The sequence below is a fragment of the Burkholderia sp. M6-3 genome (genome assembly GCF_050858985.1).
In the GTDB taxonomy this organism is placed as follows: domain Bacteria; phylum Pseudomonadota; class Gammaproteobacteria; order Burkholderiales; family Burkholderiaceae; genus Paraburkholderia; species Paraburkholderia caledonica.
The window spans coordinates 515,366-531,418 of the sequence record NZ_CP110092.1 but is presented as its reverse complement, the minus strand read 5'-3'; the positions used below and the strand labels follow the sequence as shown (position 1 = coordinate 531,418).

Annotated in this window: 18 protein-coding genes and 1 pseudogene; 9 read left to right on the top strand and 10 right to left on the bottom strand. The window is 58.9% G+C overall.

Annotation, left to right across the window (positions count from 1 at the left end):
* Nucleotides 1-945: 945 nt before the first annotated feature.
* The 9 genes and pseudogenes from OH764_RS35140 to OH764_RS35100 form a co-directional block, all read right to left on the bottom strand.
* On the bottom strand, nucleotides 946-1,953 hold the full coding sequence (locus tag OH764_RS35140; protein WP_498851758.1) for a GlxA family transcriptional regulator: 1,008 nt from the start codon (nucleotides 1,951-1,953) through the stop codon (nucleotides 946-948).
* A 71-nt stretch (nucleotides 1,954-2,024) separates the two neighbouring features.
* Nucleotides 2,025-3,074, bottom strand: a complete 1,050-nt coding sequence (locus tag OH764_RS35135; protein ID WP_498851549.1) for a HoxN/HupN/NixA family nickel/cobalt transporter — start codon at nucleotides 3,072-3,074, stop codon at nucleotides 2,025-2,027.
* A gap of 31 nt (nucleotides 3,075-3,105) precedes the next feature.
* Nucleotides 3,106-3,489, bottom strand: a complete 384-nt coding sequence (locus OH764_RS35130; protein ID WP_498851548.1) for a nitrile hydratase accessory protein — start codon at nucleotides 3,487-3,489, stop codon at nucleotides 3,106-3,108.
* A gap of 8 nt (nucleotides 3,490-3,497) precedes the next feature.
* Complete coding sequence (gene nthA, locus OH764_RS35125) at nucleotides 3,498-4,124, bottom strand: nitrile hydratase subunit alpha (protein ID WP_498851547.1); 627 nt, start codon at nucleotides 4,122-4,124, stop codon at nucleotides 3,498-3,500.
* The gene (nthB, locus tag OH764_RS35120) at nucleotides 4,121-4,888 is read right to left on the bottom strand and encodes a nitrile hydratase subunit beta (RefSeq protein ID WP_498851546.1); all 768 of its coding nucleotides are present in this window, start codon (nucleotides 4,886-4,888) and stop codon (nucleotides 4,121-4,123) included. The genes nthA and nthB overlap by 4 nt, the downstream gene beginning before the upstream one ends.
* A gap of 46 nt (nucleotides 4,889-4,934) precedes the next feature.
* Nucleotides 4,935-5,438, bottom strand: a complete 504-nt coding sequence (locus OH764_RS35115) for a DUF1097 domain-containing protein (RefSeq protein WP_498851545.1) — start codon at nucleotides 5,436-5,438, stop codon at nucleotides 4,935-4,937.
* Between the two features lie 46 nt (nucleotides 5,439-5,484).
* On the bottom strand, nucleotides 5,485-6,453 hold the full coding sequence (locus OH764_RS35110) for a CobW family GTP-binding protein (protein WP_498851544.1): 969 nt from the start codon (nucleotides 6,451-6,453) through the stop codon (nucleotides 5,485-5,487).
* A gap of 482 nt (nucleotides 6,454-6,935) precedes the next feature.
* Nucleotides 6,936-8,906, bottom strand: a pseudogene (gene ligD, locus OH764_RS35105) (DNA ligase D).
* A gap of 1 nt (nucleotide 8,907) precedes the next feature.
* Nucleotides 8,908-9,204 (bottom strand): hypothetical protein, encoded by a 297-nt coding sequence (locus OH764_RS35100; RefSeq protein ID WP_498851543.1) that lies wholly within the window; start codon nucleotides 9,202-9,204, stop codon nucleotides 8,908-8,910.
* Between the two features lie 177 nt (nucleotides 9,205-9,381).
* Between OH764_RS35100 and OH764_RS35095 the strand changes: the two genes are divergently transcribed.
* From OH764_RS35095 to OH764_RS35060, 8 genes are all read left to right on the top strand, one after another.
* Nucleotides 9,382-9,828, top strand: coding sequence for a hypothetical protein (locus tag OH764_RS35095; RefSeq protein ID WP_498851542.1), 447 nt, complete (start codon nucleotides 9,382-9,384; stop codon nucleotides 9,826-9,828).
* A gap of 20 nt (nucleotides 9,829-9,848) precedes the next feature.
* The gene (locus tag OH764_RS35090; RefSeq protein ID WP_498851541.1) at nucleotides 9,849-10,337 is read left to right on the top strand and encodes a hypothetical protein; all 489 of its coding nucleotides are present in this window, start codon (nucleotides 9,849-9,851) and stop codon (nucleotides 10,335-10,337) included.
* 93 nt (nucleotides 10,338-10,430) lie between these two features.
* A complete protein-coding gene (locus OH764_RS35085) occupies nucleotides 10,431-10,625 on the top strand; it encodes a YqaE/Pmp3 family membrane protein (protein WP_114158394.1) in 195 nt (64 codons plus the stop codon).
* Nucleotides 10,626-10,662: 37 nt separating this feature from the next.
* Nucleotides 10,663-10,860, top strand: coding sequence for a hypothetical protein (locus OH764_RS35080; RefSeq protein ID WP_498851540.1), 198 nt, complete (start codon nucleotides 10,663-10,665; stop codon nucleotides 10,858-10,860).
* A 9-nt stretch (nucleotides 10,861-10,869) separates the two neighbouring features.
* The gene (locus tag OH764_RS35075; protein WP_498851539.1) at nucleotides 10,870-11,166 is read left to right on the top strand and encodes an H-NS histone family protein; all 297 of its coding nucleotides are present in this window, start codon (nucleotides 10,870-10,872) and stop codon (nucleotides 11,164-11,166) included.
* Nucleotides 11,167-11,369: 203 nt separating this feature from the next.
* Complete coding sequence (locus OH764_RS35070; RefSeq protein WP_498851538.1) at nucleotides 11,370-11,768, top strand: hypothetical protein; 399 nt, start codon at nucleotides 11,370-11,372, stop codon at nucleotides 11,766-11,768.
* 36 nt (nucleotides 11,769-11,804) lie between these two features.
* Nucleotides 11,805-12,461, top strand: coding sequence for an SOS response-associated peptidase (locus tag OH764_RS35065; RefSeq protein WP_498851757.1), 657 nt, complete (start codon nucleotides 11,805-11,807; stop codon nucleotides 12,459-12,461).
* Between the two features lie 375 nt (nucleotides 12,462-12,836).
* On the top strand, nucleotides 12,837-13,745 hold the full coding sequence (locus OH764_RS35060; RefSeq protein WP_498851537.1) for a hypothetical protein: 909 nt from the start codon (nucleotides 12,837-12,839) through the stop codon (nucleotides 13,743-13,745).
* Between the two features lie 171 nt (nucleotides 13,746-13,916).
* On the opposite strand, the gene OH764_RS35055 is transcribed toward OH764_RS35060, so the two are convergent.
* Nucleotides 13,917-14,837: a hypothetical protein gene (locus OH764_RS35055; RefSeq protein WP_498851536.1), complete on the bottom strand. Its 921-nt coding sequence runs from the start codon at nucleotides 14,835-14,837 to the stop codon at nucleotides 13,917-13,919.
* 394 nt (nucleotides 14,838-15,231) lie between these two features.
* On the opposite strand from OH764_RS35055, the gene OH764_RS35050 reads away from it, so the two are divergent.
* Nucleotides 15,232-15,918, top strand: coding sequence for a pYEATS domain-containing protein (locus OH764_RS35050; RefSeq protein ID WP_498851535.1), 687 nt, complete (start codon nucleotides 15,232-15,234; stop codon nucleotides 15,916-15,918).
* Nucleotides 15,919-16,053: the final 135 nt, after the last annotated feature.

Below are 16,053 nucleotides of genomic sequence, written 5' to 3'. Positions count from 1 at the left end.
TTGGGCGCAGTTGGCGTAGCGGGCGCGACAGCTGAAGCGGGGTTCGGTGCGCTGCTAGCAGATGAGTACGTCACTGTGGGGAACCACCCGCCATACCATGAAACCTTAACCGGCAAGAACGCCGGTGCCAATGTAGCGTAAATGTAATATCCGATAACCGCCGCTATCAGCAGCCGGCCAAACAGGCTGGCGAGCAGCAGCTTTGCAAGGGCAATAATCCAGTGGTCGCTTGCACCGTTTGATGAGTTGCCGCGGGCGGGCGTTTCTGAATCTTGGGCCATCGTCTCCTCCCAACGCAGAATATGAAGAATGCCGCCGCCGTATCATCTGCATTCAGAATAGGTCAAGTCTGATCGAAGCTGAGAGAGAGCGTTCGTCTTTTTACAGTCGGATGACCGACTAAGGGGCGGAGTCGACGTCTGAATGTCCGTCCGACGACGAATGTGAACAGGGGCTGATGGCCGGTCGTCCTCGGCGGCTCTGGAGGGCCGAGGACTGCGAACAGGGCTGAGAGGTCAGGAGGGGAGATTTGTGTGCTACAGGATTGCTACAGCAATCGTAGCAAGCTTTATTTCACAGCCTGTTGGCCTGTCATTCTATCCCCTGAACTATCGCCACCTTGAGACAACGAGGCAAAGCTACTTTGCCGTCTCAGTGCGACCCAGTCCGCTCCGACGACCCTCTCCAAAGCGGTCAGTCCGCCGAATGAGCGTGTTGCGGACGGAGCGCCATGAAGCGGACGTTGGCGACCTCACCCAACCGGCCAGAAGTCGCCGTTCGCCGACGCTTCGATGTGGACATTCAAGAGTCTCTTCAACTCCGGAAGCCGCCATTGACATGGCCGCCGCTTCCACGGCTGCTGAGATTCGAGTGCTGTCTATAGCACTTACGCAACGATCCGCAGCATTACGGCAATGAACCGGAAGTCGAGTGCCTTGCTAGCCTCTAACGTGCCTCTGCGACAGCACCCCGCGTGCGATCGGGCGAATCGGCGGAACGGAAGCGGCTTCGATAGTCAGCCGGGTTGATTTGCAGTCGCCGCTGGAAGGTGCGGCGCAGCCCATCCGTACCATCGAATCCGCAGCGTCGGGCGACCTCGCGTAGAGGAAGATCGGTGCTCTCGAGATAGCGCCTCGCGGCGTCGATACGCGCGTTGTTCAGGAACAGTGCCGGACTGAGGCCACATTCCTTCTTGAACAGGCGGGTCATGTTGCGTGCACTCATATGAGCGCGCTCGGCGAGCGATGCAAGCGTATGCTCCGCGGCAAGATTGTCGAGCATGTACTGCTGGATCTCCACCATCTGAGAATCAGGCGCTGCCTGAGATTCGAGTAGCGGGCTGAACTGCGATTGACCGCCTGCTCGTCGCAGATACACGATCAGATATTTGGCGACATCCAGCGCCATTTTTCGGCCAAAATCTTCCTCGATCATCACCAGGGAAAGATCGATTCCTGCCGTCACGCCTGCCGTCGTGTAAATGCTGCCGTCCTTCACGTAGATGTGATCCGGCTCGATCCGGGCCCGCGGAAACGTGATGGCCAAGCGTGGCACATCCATCCAGTGCGTGGTCACCACGCGGTCGTTGAGCAACCCCGCAGATCCAAGCGCGAACAAGCCATTGCAAATGGCGGACACGCGCCGGGCATGTTTATATTGTTCCTTGAGCCAGTCACTCAGCGCCGGGTCGTCAAAGGTTTCGAAAATTCCGAGGCCCCCCGGGACCAGCACTGTATCGAAGTGCGGGCATAGGTCGAAGATCGTGCGATCCGGTACGACCGTCAGCCCGCTCGACGACTGCACACTGCCGCGCGTAGTCCCCACAGTGAGCATTTCATATTGGCACTCGCCGCGACTCAATACCTTGACTTCCGCGAACGCATCTTTGGGTCCAGCAACATCCAGCAGCTGGAAGCCTGGGAAGACAATCATGCCGATTTTGATCTGTTTCATCCCGTTCACACGCTCTAGTCGTCATGGTCATGGAGAGTCGGGGGCAGTGTCAGAGCTGGTTTGCGCCCGGGTCACACCGAGGCGGTTTCGCGATCGTAGCCCTTCATTTTATAGAGCAACGCAGACGCCAGCCAGCCGATCACGAACACAGCGACAATGCCATATCCTAGCAAGCCGAAATTGTCGTTGAGACAACCTATGGCCTGCCAGAACGGCCCGGTCAGGCTCAACTGGTCACCGAGCAGTCCGAGCATCTCGATGCCGCCGATCATCAACGCAACGACCGTGGAAATCAGCGTGATCGTCAGATTGTAGTAAAGCTTGCGCAGGGGCTTGACAAAGGCCCAGCCATAGGCGCCCAGCATCAGGATGCCGTCGGTCGTATCGATGGTTACCATGCCTGCCGCGAACAGGCATGGAAACACCAGGATGGTCCAGATCGAAAAGCCGGCCGAGGCCTGTGCGGCCGACGTGCCGAACACTGTTATTTCGGTGGCGGTTTCGAAGCCGAGCCCAAACAGGATACCCAGCGGCAGCATGAGCCAGCTCGAGCGGACCAGACGAAAGAGCGGCCTGAACAGACGCGCCAGCAAATTGCCTTCGAATCGCGTCAGGCGAAGGTCGCCGTCACGGCGCTGGCCGCGACGCATGCGTCCGAACGCGCGGAACAGACCAGGCAGCAGCACGATATTCATGGCGCCGATCATGATCAGGAAGGTCGCTGATACGATGGTGCCAATTGCTTCGCCGGTCTGTTTGAACGCATCAAAGTGATGTGCCAGAGCTTTGGTTGTGAACGCGACCGCCACCGCGCCGAATACCACAGTCAACGAATGGCCAAACGCGAAGAAAAAACCAACCGCCACGGGACGTTTCCCGTCGTTCATCAGTTTGCGTGTCACGTTGTCGATCGCGGCGATATGGTCCGCGTCCATGGCATGGCGCAAGCCGAAACTGTAGGCGATGAAGGCGGTACCGATCAGCGCGGGTGAAGCGCGCAGTACGATCCATGCCCATGTCCATGCAAGGGTGTTGATGAGCGCAAGCGCGACATACATTGCGCCCACCTTCTGACGTGCAGGTAAGCTGAAGCGCGTCATCACGGCGTTAAGCGTTTCCATGTGTTTCTCCTTGGTTGGGACGGACTCAAGTTCAATGGCTGTTCGGGTGCGGAGATCCAGCGGCTGTGCGCGTCGTGGTCGCCCGGCGTCTGGCGACCACGACCTGTGCGAGTTCGTCACGCGACAGGACGCCGCTTGAGCCGACCACATCCAGTAGCGCTTCGAGGAAGCGCTCGTAATAGTCCCAGCGAGGCTGACCTTCGCACGGACCGGATTCCCAGTGCGCAATTGCCTTAATCAGGCTTTGGCGAAAGTCTTCCCACTCGAAGTAACCTGCTTTTGAGAGCGACAACGCGAGGCCGAACACATCTCTTTCCCAACGATTGGAAAAAAACAGCTTGCCGTCCAGCCGAGGGGGAGAATCATCGGCACCGAGCATCGACGCTGCCGCATATTCTTCGAAGCGCGTAAACATGATTTACCTTACGTGGCAGCGGGAGACGCGACCAGCGCGACACCCATCATCGATTCAGGGGTCACGAGCGCAGCCAGTTCCTGCTCGGTCAGGTGCTCGGTGTTCGCGGGACGCTCGGGCACAACGAACCAGCGGATCTGCGCACTGCTATCCCATACCTTGACTTCGGTTTCCGTTGGTACGTCCACACCAAATTCACGTAGCACCGCTCGCGGTTCGCGCACGCCGCGCGCGCGAAATACCGGGTCCTTGTACCAGTAGGGCGGCAGGCCAAGCACGGGCCACGGATAACACGAGCACAGCGTGCAGATGATCAGGTTGTGTACGCCGTCACCGTTTGCAACGGCCGCCATATGTTCACCTTCCGCACCCGCCATGCCGGCTGGCAGGTCCAGTTCGGCGATTGCCTTCGGCGTATCCTCGACGAGGCGCTGCTTGAACGCAGGGTCGATCCACGCACGGGCGACAATCTTTGCCCCGTTGAACGGACCGGCGACGGTTTCGAAATGCTGCAGCACTGCATCGACCGAGTCGCTGCCGATTACACCTTTTTCGATCAGCAATGCTTCGAGTGCGCGTACTTTGGCTGCGCTCGATGCCTCGCGGTCGTCTTCATACTGAAACAGTGGAGTCATGACGATTCCTTTTTGCTTTGACTAGGGTGGGCCTGAAGGTAGGCTTCGTAAAGGTCAGCGTAGATCGTGGTGTTCGGCTCGCTTTTGCCTTTGCCCCAAATGTCGGCGGCGTCAAATGCGACCCGGTAGACCACCATCGGGTCACCGATTCCATCTACGCCGGTTGAAACGAAGTACGAGAAAGCACCGGGATAGACCTCCACGATCTTGCCGGTCTTGGCGCGCAGATATCCGGGCAAACGGGTGTGATCGACCGCTTTAGGATCGGCAACCCGAATTGTTTCTCCACTTGAGAAGCGCGCCTGACCAAGCCGTTCGTGATAACCGGAATCTCCTTTCTCGAGATACGCGTCGATCTGCTTCCTGATCGGAACGCTGGATTTGTTGGGCATCGGCGCCTGGGGATTCGCCCGATACAGCGATGTGCGTTGGGCCAATTCCTCCGCTGTGATGTACCCCTGATCCACGAAGTACTGCGAGATGCCCATCAGCCATTTCTCGTAGTAGCGATACTTGAAGTACTCGAAGGGCTGCATGTCTTCAGCGCCGGTGCGCAAGGACGCCCACGTCCAAGTGCTTTTGAACGCAGTCGGCAGTCCCTTGATGGGATAGGCCGGTAACGCATCGGCGAGGTGGCTGCTCTCGGCCATCATCGCCGTGTGAATGCCAAAGATGCGACGCTCCCAAGGTTCCACGAAGACCCGCGTTTCGACATTGACGGGGCCCAGATTCTCGACGCCCCCGAGGTGGTGCTGTAGTTTCACGGTTCACTCCAGAAAGTTAGCGACTGGCAGCCAGTCGTCCTACGCCTTATCCCAGCTTGTGCTCGCGCTTGAATGCAAGTGCATCGCCCAGCACTTCTGACACGAACCCGAATGCGGCACCCGTTATGAGCGCGGCGGCGGCGACGAGACCTGGGTTGCCGAGTCCCAAGGTGGTGATGGGCTTGCCTGTGGCCACCGTCGTTCCGACCGTCGATGCAAACCCCCAGACGATGGCGGGCAGCACATCCAGCAACTTGATCTTCGACGCCTGTACCATCGCAGCGCTGCCGATGCCGACCAGCACCGCAACCGCCAGTGCGCTACCGTTCGTTGTTGCGATGGCGAGCAGGGTAAGCGAGCTGATCAGGGCGCCGACCAGATTCGAGGCCACGCTTTTGACGCAACCCGCGCGCCCCGCGCCTAATACGAAGAACGATGCCCAGGCGATGAACGTGACCCATACGGGCACGGGAAAGACGGTGGCGGTGAGCCATGTATCGACCACCGCGAGGACACCGATGCTGACGGTGTAGGCTTCGGACTTTTTCATCTTCGTACTCCTGATGTGTGTAACAGCGATAGAGAAAACGTGTCGTTCAAGCCACGCAATCGAGCAAGCCCTCGCGCAGGGCTGACATGTCCAGGCCGCGCCCGATCATCACGAACTTACTGTCGCGCGCTTCGTCCTGTCCCCACGCTTTTCCGAAGCTCGAGTCGAGCAGCATGTGAACACTGTGGAAATGCAGGCGGCGGCGCTCTTCGTGCAGATTCAGTACGCCCTTCGTGCGCAGGAGTTGTTGCCCGTGGGTTTGCACGAGCTGATGGGCCCAGCGATTAAAGCGCGTAGCGTCCAATGGTCTGGAAATGACGAACGAACACGACGCAATGGAGTTGTCGTGCTCATGGTCATGCGCGCCTTCGTCGAGCAGATCGGGCTCGACACGAAGCAGTGTATCCAGCGAGAAGTGCTTGATACCAAAGACTGCTTCGACGTCGACCGCGCCATGACGCGCGATGTCAATCGCCGCGCTGGGATTGAGTGTGCGAATAAGTGCAATGAGGCTCGTCACGTCTTCAGCACTGACGAGATCTGTCTTGTTGACAATGATGTGATCCGCGAACACGACCTGCTCACGGGCGATCTCATCGTGGAGCTGCTCATGGAAATGATGCGCGTCCACGACAGCGACCACCGACTCGAGTTCGACGCGTTCCCGCACATCCGGGTCTGCAAGAAATGTTTGCAGTACGGGAGCCGGGTCGGCAAGCCCCGACGTCTCGACGACCAGCCGCGCTAGAGGCTCGCCGGCGCGCGCCAGCAGTTCGGACACGCTCTTGACGAGGTCTTTGCGGACGGTGCAGCATACACAGCCGTTATTGATCTCCACCAGCGCGTCTTCATCGGCGACGATCAGGTTGCCGTCAATGCCGACTTCACCAAATTCATTGACGACTATGCCGACGCGCGCCGGTCGCGCATGCTCGAGAAGATGATTGACCAGTGTCGTCTTGCCGGCGCCCAAAAAACCGGTGACGACTGTGGTCGGAATTTTGTTAAGTCGCATCTTCATTTTCCTCATGTGTCGGCAGAAATGCCGGAAGATGAGACGGGTAGAGCGACTTCCGGGCCGAGAAAACCCACGTGTCTCGACGCTCGATTCATTTGGCGCGATTCGCCGGACAACGTGGCCCGATTTGTCGAAACCGTGAATGCCGGACAGACAGCGTGCTGTGCCCACTTTGACGACCCTGCAATGCCCTCCGCTAATGGACCCTGTATCGGTGCACGTTTCCCAGAAGTTGTGCCGAGAGCGCAATGAGATGACGCTTGACAGGCGACCTCGAGCGGCGCTTGGCCGATAGCAGTGAAAACCGACGAGTATCGATTTATGTGCGTTTAACAGCAGGAGCGGGCGGTGCCCGAGCCGCGTTCGCAACTCGTCGACATTCGCCGCTGGAAGGAAATGACTGGCCGAAAAGGATTCTAGCTACTGGCCAGTGTTGCCCCATGCTCGCACCTCGCCAGGGCTGTCGCGGACCGGCGCAGTTAATCCATAACCCCCGCCCGACGCATTGACGCGGTGACGCCCTGCCGGGTCTGCCAGTACCCGTGCCACGGGTCAGCTCTCAGCGACCGCTGACGCCCAACGGCCTTGCGCATCGTCCATTCATCGCCGCGCGTCACCTGCTTCAGTTCGTCCCAGGAGACAGGCAATGAGACGCCCGTGCCGGGGCGGGCTCGCACGAACAAGGCGGCAACTGTGCTCGCCCCACGGCTGTTGCGCAGATAGTTGATAAAAATTTTTCCGACGCGATTCATAGGGCCAAGCACTGCCGAAAATCGCTGCGGCACGACGTGCTCCATATGCTTCGCAACCGCATGGGCGAACGCCTTGGTTTCGGTCTATCCCTGTCGGCGCGTGAGAGGCACAACGATGTGAAAGCCTTTGCCGCCGCCCGTCTTCGGAAAGGAGCGCGGGCCGATCTCTTCGAGCACGACCATCATCGGACTGGCGGCTTCCAGCATCGTGGTCCAAGGCAGCGTCGGGTCCGGATCAAGATCGAAGATGATGCGATCGGGGTGCTCGAGGTCCGGCGCCACGGCGTTCCATGTGTGGAGCTCAACGACCGACATCTGCGCGAGGCCCACCCGCGCTTCGGGCGTGTTAGCAACGAGCAGCGGCGGATGACGCGGATGCAGTACGGTCGGCAGCTCTTCGATGCCGGGAATGCTCGCGCGCTCGCTGTGCTTCTGGAAGAACAGTTCGCTCTGTATTCCGTCTGGCGCCCGCACCAGGGCAAGGGGGCGGTTGTGTAGATGCGGCAGCGCCCACTCCGCAATCGCCGCGTAGTACTCGACCAGCTCCCGCTTGGTGTGCCCTGTCACCTCGTCCAGTACACGTTGCGGGTTTGTTATGCGGACATTGCCGATTTTGAGGCCGCCCTTCGCCCCCGGCACGTCGCGCGTCGACCCTGTGTCCGCTTCTATGGGTTCACCGTACTCCACGGCTACCATCGGCTCTTCGCTGACCTCGGACGCCGGCTTGTCGTCGCGCACGGCATGGAAGATCGGATGGCGCACCTCGCCGCCCGGCGTCCACTCAAGAAACGAGCATTCAACGACGATCGACGGGTCGAGCCAGACGGAGTCGCGCTCCTTGTCCGGCTTCGGCGGGTTGTAGAAAGCGGCGGTCTTGCGGCGCACCGACTCTGCTCCGCTCAGAAAGGCGGACGCAGCACGAGATGAAAAATATGGCCTGACGCTGCCTGCATAGCGTAACGAGCCGTCCTTCTCGTACACGCCGAGCAGCAGCGAATGTACGCCCGAGCGCGCGCCCTTCGCGCGCGCGAAGCCGCCGACGACAAATTCCTGGCGGCGGTAGCACTTGATTTTCACCCAGGCTGCTGACCGCCCGGAACGGTACGGCGCGTCTCCGCGCTTGCCAATGATGCCTTCAAGTTTCATCTTGCACGCGGACGCGACGAGCGACACGGGGTCCTGCGGAAAATCCTCGGAGAACCGGATTGCGTCGGACGTGTGTTCCGCCATCAGATCCCTCAACAGCGCTCTGCGCGCTCGCAGCGGCTGCTCGCGAAGGTCGGTTCCGTTGAGCCAAAGCAGGTCGAACACGAACATGACGATCTCCGCCGTGCTTCGCCGGTCGAAGGCGTTCTGCAACGCGTTAAAGTCGGGCTGACCGCTTGAATCGAGCACGACGGCCTCTCCGTCGAGCCACGCGTCATCGACCTGCAGCCCATTGCAGGCATCGGCGAGACGCGGCATCCGCTCGGTCCAGTCATGACCATTGCGGGTAAAGATCGTCGCAACGCCCCCGTCGATACGGGTCATCACGCGATAACCGTCGAACTTGATTTCGTAGGACCAGTCGCCGCCCTTCGGCGGCCGGTCCACCAGTGTCGCCAGTTGCGGCTGTATCAACGCCGGCAAGCCCGTCCCGCCCCCCGCTCCTCGCGGAACGAGGGCGGTTTTCGGCCGCCCCCGGCTCCAGCGTCCCATCTCACACACCGGCCTCGTGCGGCGGCGCATCCATCAGCCACCGCTTCACTTCCGGACGGCTGCCGAATACCGGGTTCGCCACCCAGCTTTCAAAGGCCGGTTGCCAGTCCTCCCAGACGTAATCGTCCATGTCGAACTCCTCGTCGACGGCGCCTGTCCCCCGCTCACACAGGAAGGCGAAGACCACGGAATAGCCGTTCCAGTACGCGACCATGCAGTCGCTCAGATCCGCTGTCGCGCCCTGTGGCAGATCGCGGAGCATCATCGCAAGCTGGCGTACGAAATCGTGACGAGTCATAAGGCTCCTCCCCTTCGCCCGTTCGTGGGCAGAAACGCACGCGTTGCGGTGCGACCATCGTGGCCACAGCAGTTTCCATACCGGCACGCATGCGCTCGACGGGATTCAGTTTTCTGATGTTCGGCCGATAACCAGTGAGCCGCATCCGCCCCCTGACACCGCATAACGAGCCCAGGTGTGATCGAAGGGGCGAACTTGACAACCCGTTCGCGCCAGTACGATGGAATGACACCCATCGAGGAATTTATGCCGCGCCACGACCGCAATCAATCTCGAAGCATGAGCACGCATCTGAAAATCGCAGCAGTAAAAGCCCTGATCGTTGCGTCTTTCGTGTCTCTCGTCAGTCTGCAAGGAGCAGCGCCCGCCTCTGCTGGAGAGCGCGGCGCGCACATCGGATGGCAAGTCCGGCAGCCAGCAAGGTTCATAGTCTCAGGCGTATTGCGACAGGACGGAACGACGGACGTCATCAAGCCGATACACGCCATCGTTGCCGCCGACGACGGAGACGCTGCTGTTGCGATGTTCTCGGGGACTGCGCGGAAACAATATCCGGGCTACACGCTGATCGCAACGCTTGCTTCGCCGGTGCCCACCGCAGGCACGTGCGAAAACAGCATTTAAGTCTTCGACGCAACACATCAATGCCCGTATCGAAAAAGCGCAGGAAGCTGGCCAACGCGAGCGCCGAGCAGGCCACAAAGAAGCGACTGCTGACGTCACCGCTTGCACGCACCGAGGCAGACCGCATAGTCCTGCCTATCCGCGTTGGCCTTGAAGCGATCCGCTCAGGCCACCGCGATGAAACAGCACTGCTCAACCTGCAGTCGGTGATCCTGCTCACTGAGATGCTGACGGCCGAAGGGCGAGGCGCCTTATCGCTGGACATGATTCGCGACACTGGCCGGCGCATTGTTCATTTACTGGAAGAAGGCAAGGATACGGAGCCCTGGTCAGTGCCTGCCGCGCTTAGCGACGCCCTGACGGCGATCGTCAATGAGTACGACCGGATAATGCATCAGGTGCCGTTGCAGGCCGTGCTTGCCGCCACCGGAAAACTGGAGCGTCTTGAGGAACAAGACCCGCAGTATTTCCGTTGCATGCGCGACAACGATGCCCACTCAGCTGACTGACGTGCGTTTCACGACCGCTTTATGGCGAGCGTTCGCCTAATGGCCAGCGAGTATGCTGGCAAGTTTTTTTACCTTAACCACAGAAGGATCAAAATGCGTTTGTTGCTCGCTCTCGTTTTCCCGTGGCTGCAGTTCTTTACCATCGGCCGCCCCTTTGCGGGAATCATCTGCCTGCTGCTGCAGATCACCCTGATTGGCTGGATTCCGGCTGCAATCTGGTCGGTCTATGCGCTGAGCCAGTACAAGACCGATCAGAAGATCGAGCGCGCGCTCGGGTCTCGCGGGTAAATCTGCCACTCAACGCGCTCAGCGCACGAGACACAGCATGTCTGATGTAGATACACAGACGGAATGGAAGCAGGATTCGCCCTATGGCTGGTCGCACGCAAGCGGCTGGTCCATTGGGCGATACGTCGTCGCAGGCGTATCGCATTTCATGCTGTGGCAGGGTCGCGACCACCGGGGCAAGTTCGCAAGTCTCGAAGCGGCTCAGGCAGAGCACCGCCTGCTGACGAAAGCATAGGAGAAGTAGATGTCGGATTACCTGACACTTAAAGCGGAACTTGCGACGCTTGATCTGAAGATCGACCTCGCGCTTGCTCGGGAAAAGGTCGAAGCGATTCGCGAGATCCAGGCAAAAATCGAGGAGTGGTGCATCCCACTGCGCGACCTTCAGCAGGCGCCGGGCGGTCGTCAATCCCGCTCGAGGACGGCCGGCACGCAGGAGCCGAAGTACAGAGACCCGTCGAGCGGGGCGACCTGGAGTGGCCGCGGACGCGCGCCCAGCTGGCTAGCTGGAAAAGACCGTACCGCATTTGAGATTGCGTAACCCGCGTCTTGACCCACAAGTCCAGCAGCGCATAGCCGGTTGGCCGCCGAGGCACCCGTTTCCATGCTGCTACCATTGCGTGAAACCCGCTGACTTGTGGCGGGCGATCCAACGGAGCGATGAACAGAATGGCGTCAAGCCGAAAGCGCGCGGGCGACAAAAAGATAGCGCGCAGGCCACTTACCAAAACGAAACTTTTGCCGATGAACGCCGCACTGGCGCGCGACCGGTCACTCTCCTGTCACGTGGCGCTGGACGGCTGGCGTCGGGGCCATGGGAACCGTCGCATCGTCAACGAACTCATGCGAGCGACCTTTATGACGTGGTTCCTTCAGTGCGCCGGTTACGGCGACGCGCCCGTCGAAATCTTCAAGTCCGCCGAGTGCGTTGGAGAAATCTCGCTGATGAAGGCGCATGAGAGCGGCGAACAGGAAGGCTGGTCTCTGGACGACGAGTGGGTTTCCACTTTTACCGAGATTCTCGCCCTCCACGACGCCCAGCTGCGGACCGCCCCGCTGCATCAGTACGAAAGCGCCGAGCGGCGCCTTCTCGCTTTCCTGAAAGGATCGGAGCGCTCTCCTATCCCTGAACCCCTCGATTGACGGAGGAAACGGCCATGTGTACCAGTTACGAAGCGCCTGGCAAGACCGAATTCGAAACGTTCAGCCTGTTTCCTGAACCGTCGTTCGACTATAGCAGCGCAGGATTACGCTGCTCCGATTTTCCGCCGCGTCGACGGTCAGCTATCGATCGACGCTGCGACTTTTGGCATGGTTCCCCGCAAGCGGATTCCGCCTGGCGTGAAGGTCTTCGACACGATGAACGCGCGCAGCGAAACAGTGGGTCAGAAGCGGAGCTTTAGTGGCGCCTGGAACCGGCTTCAACTCGCACTGATACCTTGTCGCCGGTTCTACGAGCCGTCGTATGAAACCGGCAAGCCAATGCGCTGGCGCATCGGTCTGGCCGACGAAGGCGCCTGCGCTATCGCGGGCCTGTGGCGGGCATGGGATAACGCTGACGGCTCACAGACGCTCTCGATGACGATGCTTACCTTGAATGCCGACGAGCATCCGTTGATGAAGCGGTTCCACAAGCCTGGCGCGGAGAAGCGCGGCGTTGTCGTGCTTCCCCAATCCGAACACCTCGACTGGCTTTCTTGCAGGAGCACCGACGAAGCCAGATCGTTCCTGCGACTGCTGCCTGCCGACGCATTGCAGGCAGAGCCTTACCCGCTTCCGCCGCGGAAACGGGCGGCGGAGATATCCGACGATGGCGAGCAACCATCCCTTATCTAAGCGCGCATGCGCAATGCGATCACTCCGTCTAATCGCACCGTCTGCCCGCAGGACGGGTTCTTGATACACACAGAAAGTCTGCTTGCAGACAGGCAGTAGCCGGCCACTTTCTGCCGTTTGGCTGAGCCATGGAACTGGCACTCGAACGGCTGGTCCACTCGAAAATCCGCCCGACGCTCAACGTGAGTTGACCCGAAGCGAATCCACCCACCCGCGTCTGCTCGAAACCGCACGTAAGTACGTTGGTTTCTAAGACGCATCGTTTGGAAAAATGGCCTATACCGGAAGGGTTCGAAGGAAAATCCGGGCACTGACTTCTCATTCGCGGTTTTGCGTCGTCTCTGCAACGGTTTCCCCACAGTCGGGAGACAAACAATGAGAAGCTTTCTCGCGGTCCTGCTGTCCGTATCCCTCCAAAACGCGCTTGCGCAAGACGCAATGCGCCCTGCGGACTGCCCGGCATTACCAAATTCCTCGTGCCGAGCAACTCCGCCTGAAGGCAAACTCAAGCACGGTCGTGTATGGACGACCCCATGCGGCCCTGTCACGATGAAATTGACTCCAGACAAATTTTGTCGCGAATTGGCTAAGTGTCCCGCAGCAGGTGGTTTTGGCCACTTCCTGCAGGCAGTCACTTCGAACTGCACTGAAAAGCATTTTGACGGGTACTTTGGTCTAGACGGATTAACCTTTGGAATCCTAGACTGGACACAGGACAACCTAGCCACAGTGCTTCGGGCATATCAGCGGCGGAATAAGGACCGATTCGAGCAGATCTTCGGGACTGTCCGCATGCCAATGAATAATGGTTGTATCGATGCGAACTGGATATGCGAATCGAACAAACAGGGTTACCTAAATTGCGATCCGACGTTTCGCGCGGCCTTGACAAAGGGTTTGCAGGATTCCGACTTTAAGATGGCTCAGGTCGACGTTGCCTTTGACACTTACAGCAAACGGATTGCACGCTATTCGTCATTAGCGCTTAAGACCGATTATGGAAACGTGGCAATGGCGGTGGTAGGCAACAATCTGGCATCCCGCTCCCAGTGCAAACCCGCTGCATGGAAAGCCGCCTGCGCCGGTAAAGCGAATGAAACGGAGCTTCTCAAGTGCATGCTCGATCAGTATGTCATCCACCGCTGCCGAGGTTCCCAGGACGGGGCCGCCGAACGCAGGAGAGTGTCGGAGATAGAAAGAGTCTATAGCGATAAGGAACCGACACCCCTTATAAGTGCGTCGAAAACAGATGTTCATTCCTGCGCAGTCAAGGCGATGGAGTAGGGACTGTTACCTTTCCGCCACAGGTGCCCTCGATGGCCCCTCCGATTGTCGTAGCGCTTGGACATTTTTTCGACGTCAAATGGAACCCGTTGCATTTTGTGGTGCACCTATCTTCTCGATGGGAATCTGCACGCCAGCCGATATGTCGATTGTCCCGCGCCATCTCAAAAATTAGTTTCTAGGCGCACGGACGAGACAAGCCTGCAGTCGAGCGGCACCGCCCCAACTATGGTAGACCTGTTCGGCGCTACCGTTTAGTCCACGCGGATTATCGCTGTCGTATCTTCCTGTACCGTATCTGGGACCAAAGAACACCCACAGCACTGTATTATCGCTGACCTGTCCTGCGTCTCGTTCGGCGTACGTAATGTCCACCTTCTCAGGAAGACCAGCAGCTTTCCGCGCTAACGCAACGGTTCCCTCTCCGATCCGCGGTCCAAAATCACCTACGACGAACGGAGCGGCAACTTTCGTAGATCGGTTTATTGCTACGCCGTAGGAGCCTATCGGTGCATAAGAGCGAACGGAGGGCGGGACAACAGCAGCATTGACGATAAGTGGATCGGCATACCGCTTCTGATCGTGAGTATCCGCGATCGTTGCGTCGAACAGCGTTGCCGGCGAGACGTAGAAGCCGGTCCTGGCGTTGATGACAGGCCGGACACTATCGACCTGGACACCGCCTATAACAGCCCGTCCCTCTCCGAGAATACCGTACCAGTGAATTGCGCCGACCTTTGGATCTGCCCAACCGGCAGCTTCGATCCTCGCGAGATCGGCCATAAATCGACCGGTGCACACTTGGCTGTTTTTTGAAGGCGTGTATCGGCCAGTCGGAAGGTATACGTCGCCGGCATTGCACAAATGGATCAAAGCCCCGGCGCTCCGGTTTTGGCGGTGATAGGCTTTTCCTGACCCGTCAATATTGATGTTCATCTTCGCGAACGCCATCAGGCCCCCGTCGTCCAGTGCCATCGATAGGTTGGCGCCCCCAAGTCTTTCCTTTAGCCTTCCGAGGCAATCGACGGCACAGACGGGAGTTGTAGCGCCGATAGCATAAACCGCAAGCATCAACCGCATAAGCATAGGCATGGCAATCTCTCCCAGCGAGTCCGCACTGGAAGCAGTGCTTCGTCTTCGTCACGAATCCTTTATAGATGGAGTCGGATGTGTCCGCCATCCCTTTCTTTTCGGCTGGAGCGATGCCGAAAACTGACTGGGAACGTGTCGGACGACCACTTGCGGCATGTGTTTACGTATTTGCGTATCCGGGTGCGTTCGAGAATGAGGTGGTTCCGGCGGGCCTCTAAATATAATCGTAGACGTGGTCGAGCGCACATTCCGCGAATCAATCTGGGCAAGCATACGACTTCTGGTCTACGCTGATTCAGGCGACAGACGGTTTTCCAATCGTCGATGGCTCACAGTAAATTCAAGATGCGCGGCAGGAGCACGCTCGTCGGTCGGCGATAAGGAGGGCCAAAGCATGCATAGCGCGCAACCGCCGGAATCTGATGACAGGCCTCAAGGTACCGATCGGCAGCGCAAAGCTGCGATCGTTGTGTTCTGCGGAATTGCGCTTGCGTGCGCGCTTTTCATCGTTCCTCCTGATCGAATGACCGGCCCGGTCGTCCAGGTCATTACAAGCCTTGTATGGCCAGTTATCGTCCTAGTGGTGATCGTTCTTTACCAGCCGCACGTCGAAAAAATTTTGTTAGAGATAGCCGAGCGAATCAAGGGAGGTTCGGGCGTGAAGTTTGGGAGGTTTATGGAGATAGAAAGCCTTCCGGAGCAAGCGCAGAGAATCCCCGCTCCGCAAAAGGAAGAAAATGTAACGGTAGCAAATATCGCCTTACTGCACACGAGCTTTATTTCAGAGAAGGGAACACTGCAGTACGGCGGCGACGGGACAACGTATTACCAGTTCGAAGTTGTTGTAATGGCGCCAGACGCCGTCATGGAGCGGGTGGACCGGGTCATCTACCACCTTGCAGATGCGTGGCCGGAAGCTCTCAGGAAGCGAGAAACTCGCGACCGCGCGTCTAGGTTCAAGATGAAGGACTTGGCTAATGGGACCTCCATCGTCGTGGCCGATGTTTACTTCCGAGGAAACGACCAACCTCTGGAGCTTAACCGCTTCATCGACTTGCGGCCGGACGGTCCACGGATCTGAAATTTGAGTGGCCGACATTCGTTCGTTTGACTGGCAGGACCGATGGCAGTCTCAGCAGCAAGTACCGGTCGTTTAGTCCCTGCCCGCCGGAATGTCGGCTGCGGCCCGCACAGCTGTCGTTCACGGAGTACGCCC

Excerpts from the sequence above, each read along its gene's own strand:
- OH764_RS35140 (WP_498851758.1), bottom strand. The coding sequence starts at position 1,953 with ATGAAACAGATCAAAATCGGCATGATTGTCTTCCCAGGCTTCCAGCTG.
- OH764_RS35135 (WP_498851549.1), bottom strand. The coding sequence starts at position 3,074 with ATGGAAACGCTTAACGCCGTGATGACGCGCTTCAGCTTACCTGCACGT.
- OH764_RS35130 (WP_498851548.1), bottom strand. The coding sequence starts at position 3,489 with ATGTTTACGCGCTTCGAAGAATATGCGGCAGCGTCGATGCTCGGTGCC.
- nthA (WP_498851547.1), bottom strand. The coding sequence starts at position 4,124 with ATGACTCCACTGTTTCAGTATGAAGACGACCGCGAGGCATCGAGCGCA.
- OH764_RS35115 (WP_498851545.1), bottom strand. The coding sequence starts at position 5,438 with ATGAAAAAGTCCGAAGCCTACACCGTCAGCATCGGTGTCCTCGCGGTG.
- OH764_RS35110 (WP_498851544.1), bottom strand. The coding sequence starts at position 6,453 with ATGCGACTTAACAAAATTCCGACCACAGTCGTCACCGGTTTTTTGGGC.
- OH764_RS35100 (WP_498851543.1), bottom strand. The coding sequence starts at position 9,204 with ATGACTCGTCACGATTTCGTACGCCAGCTTGCGATGATGCTCCGCGAT.
- OH764_RS35090 (WP_498851541.1), top strand. The coding sequence starts at position 9,849 with ATGCCCGTATCGAAAAAGCGCAGGAAGCTGGCCAACGCGAGCGCCGAG.
- OH764_RS35085 (WP_114158394.1), top strand. The coding sequence starts at position 10,431 with ATGCGTTTGTTGCTCGCTCTCGTTTTCCCGTGGCTGCAGTTCTTTACC.
- OH764_RS35080 (WP_498851540.1), top strand. The coding sequence starts at position 10,663 with ATGTCTGATGTAGATACACAGACGGAATGGAAGCAGGATTCGCCCTAT.
- OH764_RS35075 (WP_498851539.1), top strand. The coding sequence starts at position 10,870 with ATGTCGGATTACCTGACACTTAAAGCGGAACTTGCGACGCTTGATCTG.
- OH764_RS35070 (WP_498851538.1), top strand. The coding sequence starts at position 11,370 with ATGAACGCCGCACTGGCGCGCGACCGGTCACTCTCCTGTCACGTGGCG.
- OH764_RS35060 (WP_498851537.1), top strand. The coding sequence starts at position 12,837 with ATGAGAAGCTTTCTCGCGGTCCTGCTGTCCGTATCCCTCCAAAACGCG.
- OH764_RS35055 (WP_498851536.1), bottom strand. The coding sequence starts at position 14,837 with ATGCCTATGCTTATGCGGTTGATGCTTGCGGTTTATGCTATCGGCGCT.
- OH764_RS35050 (WP_498851535.1), top strand. The coding sequence starts at position 15,232 with ATGCATAGCGCGCAACCGCCGGAATCTGATGACAGGCCTCAAGGTACC.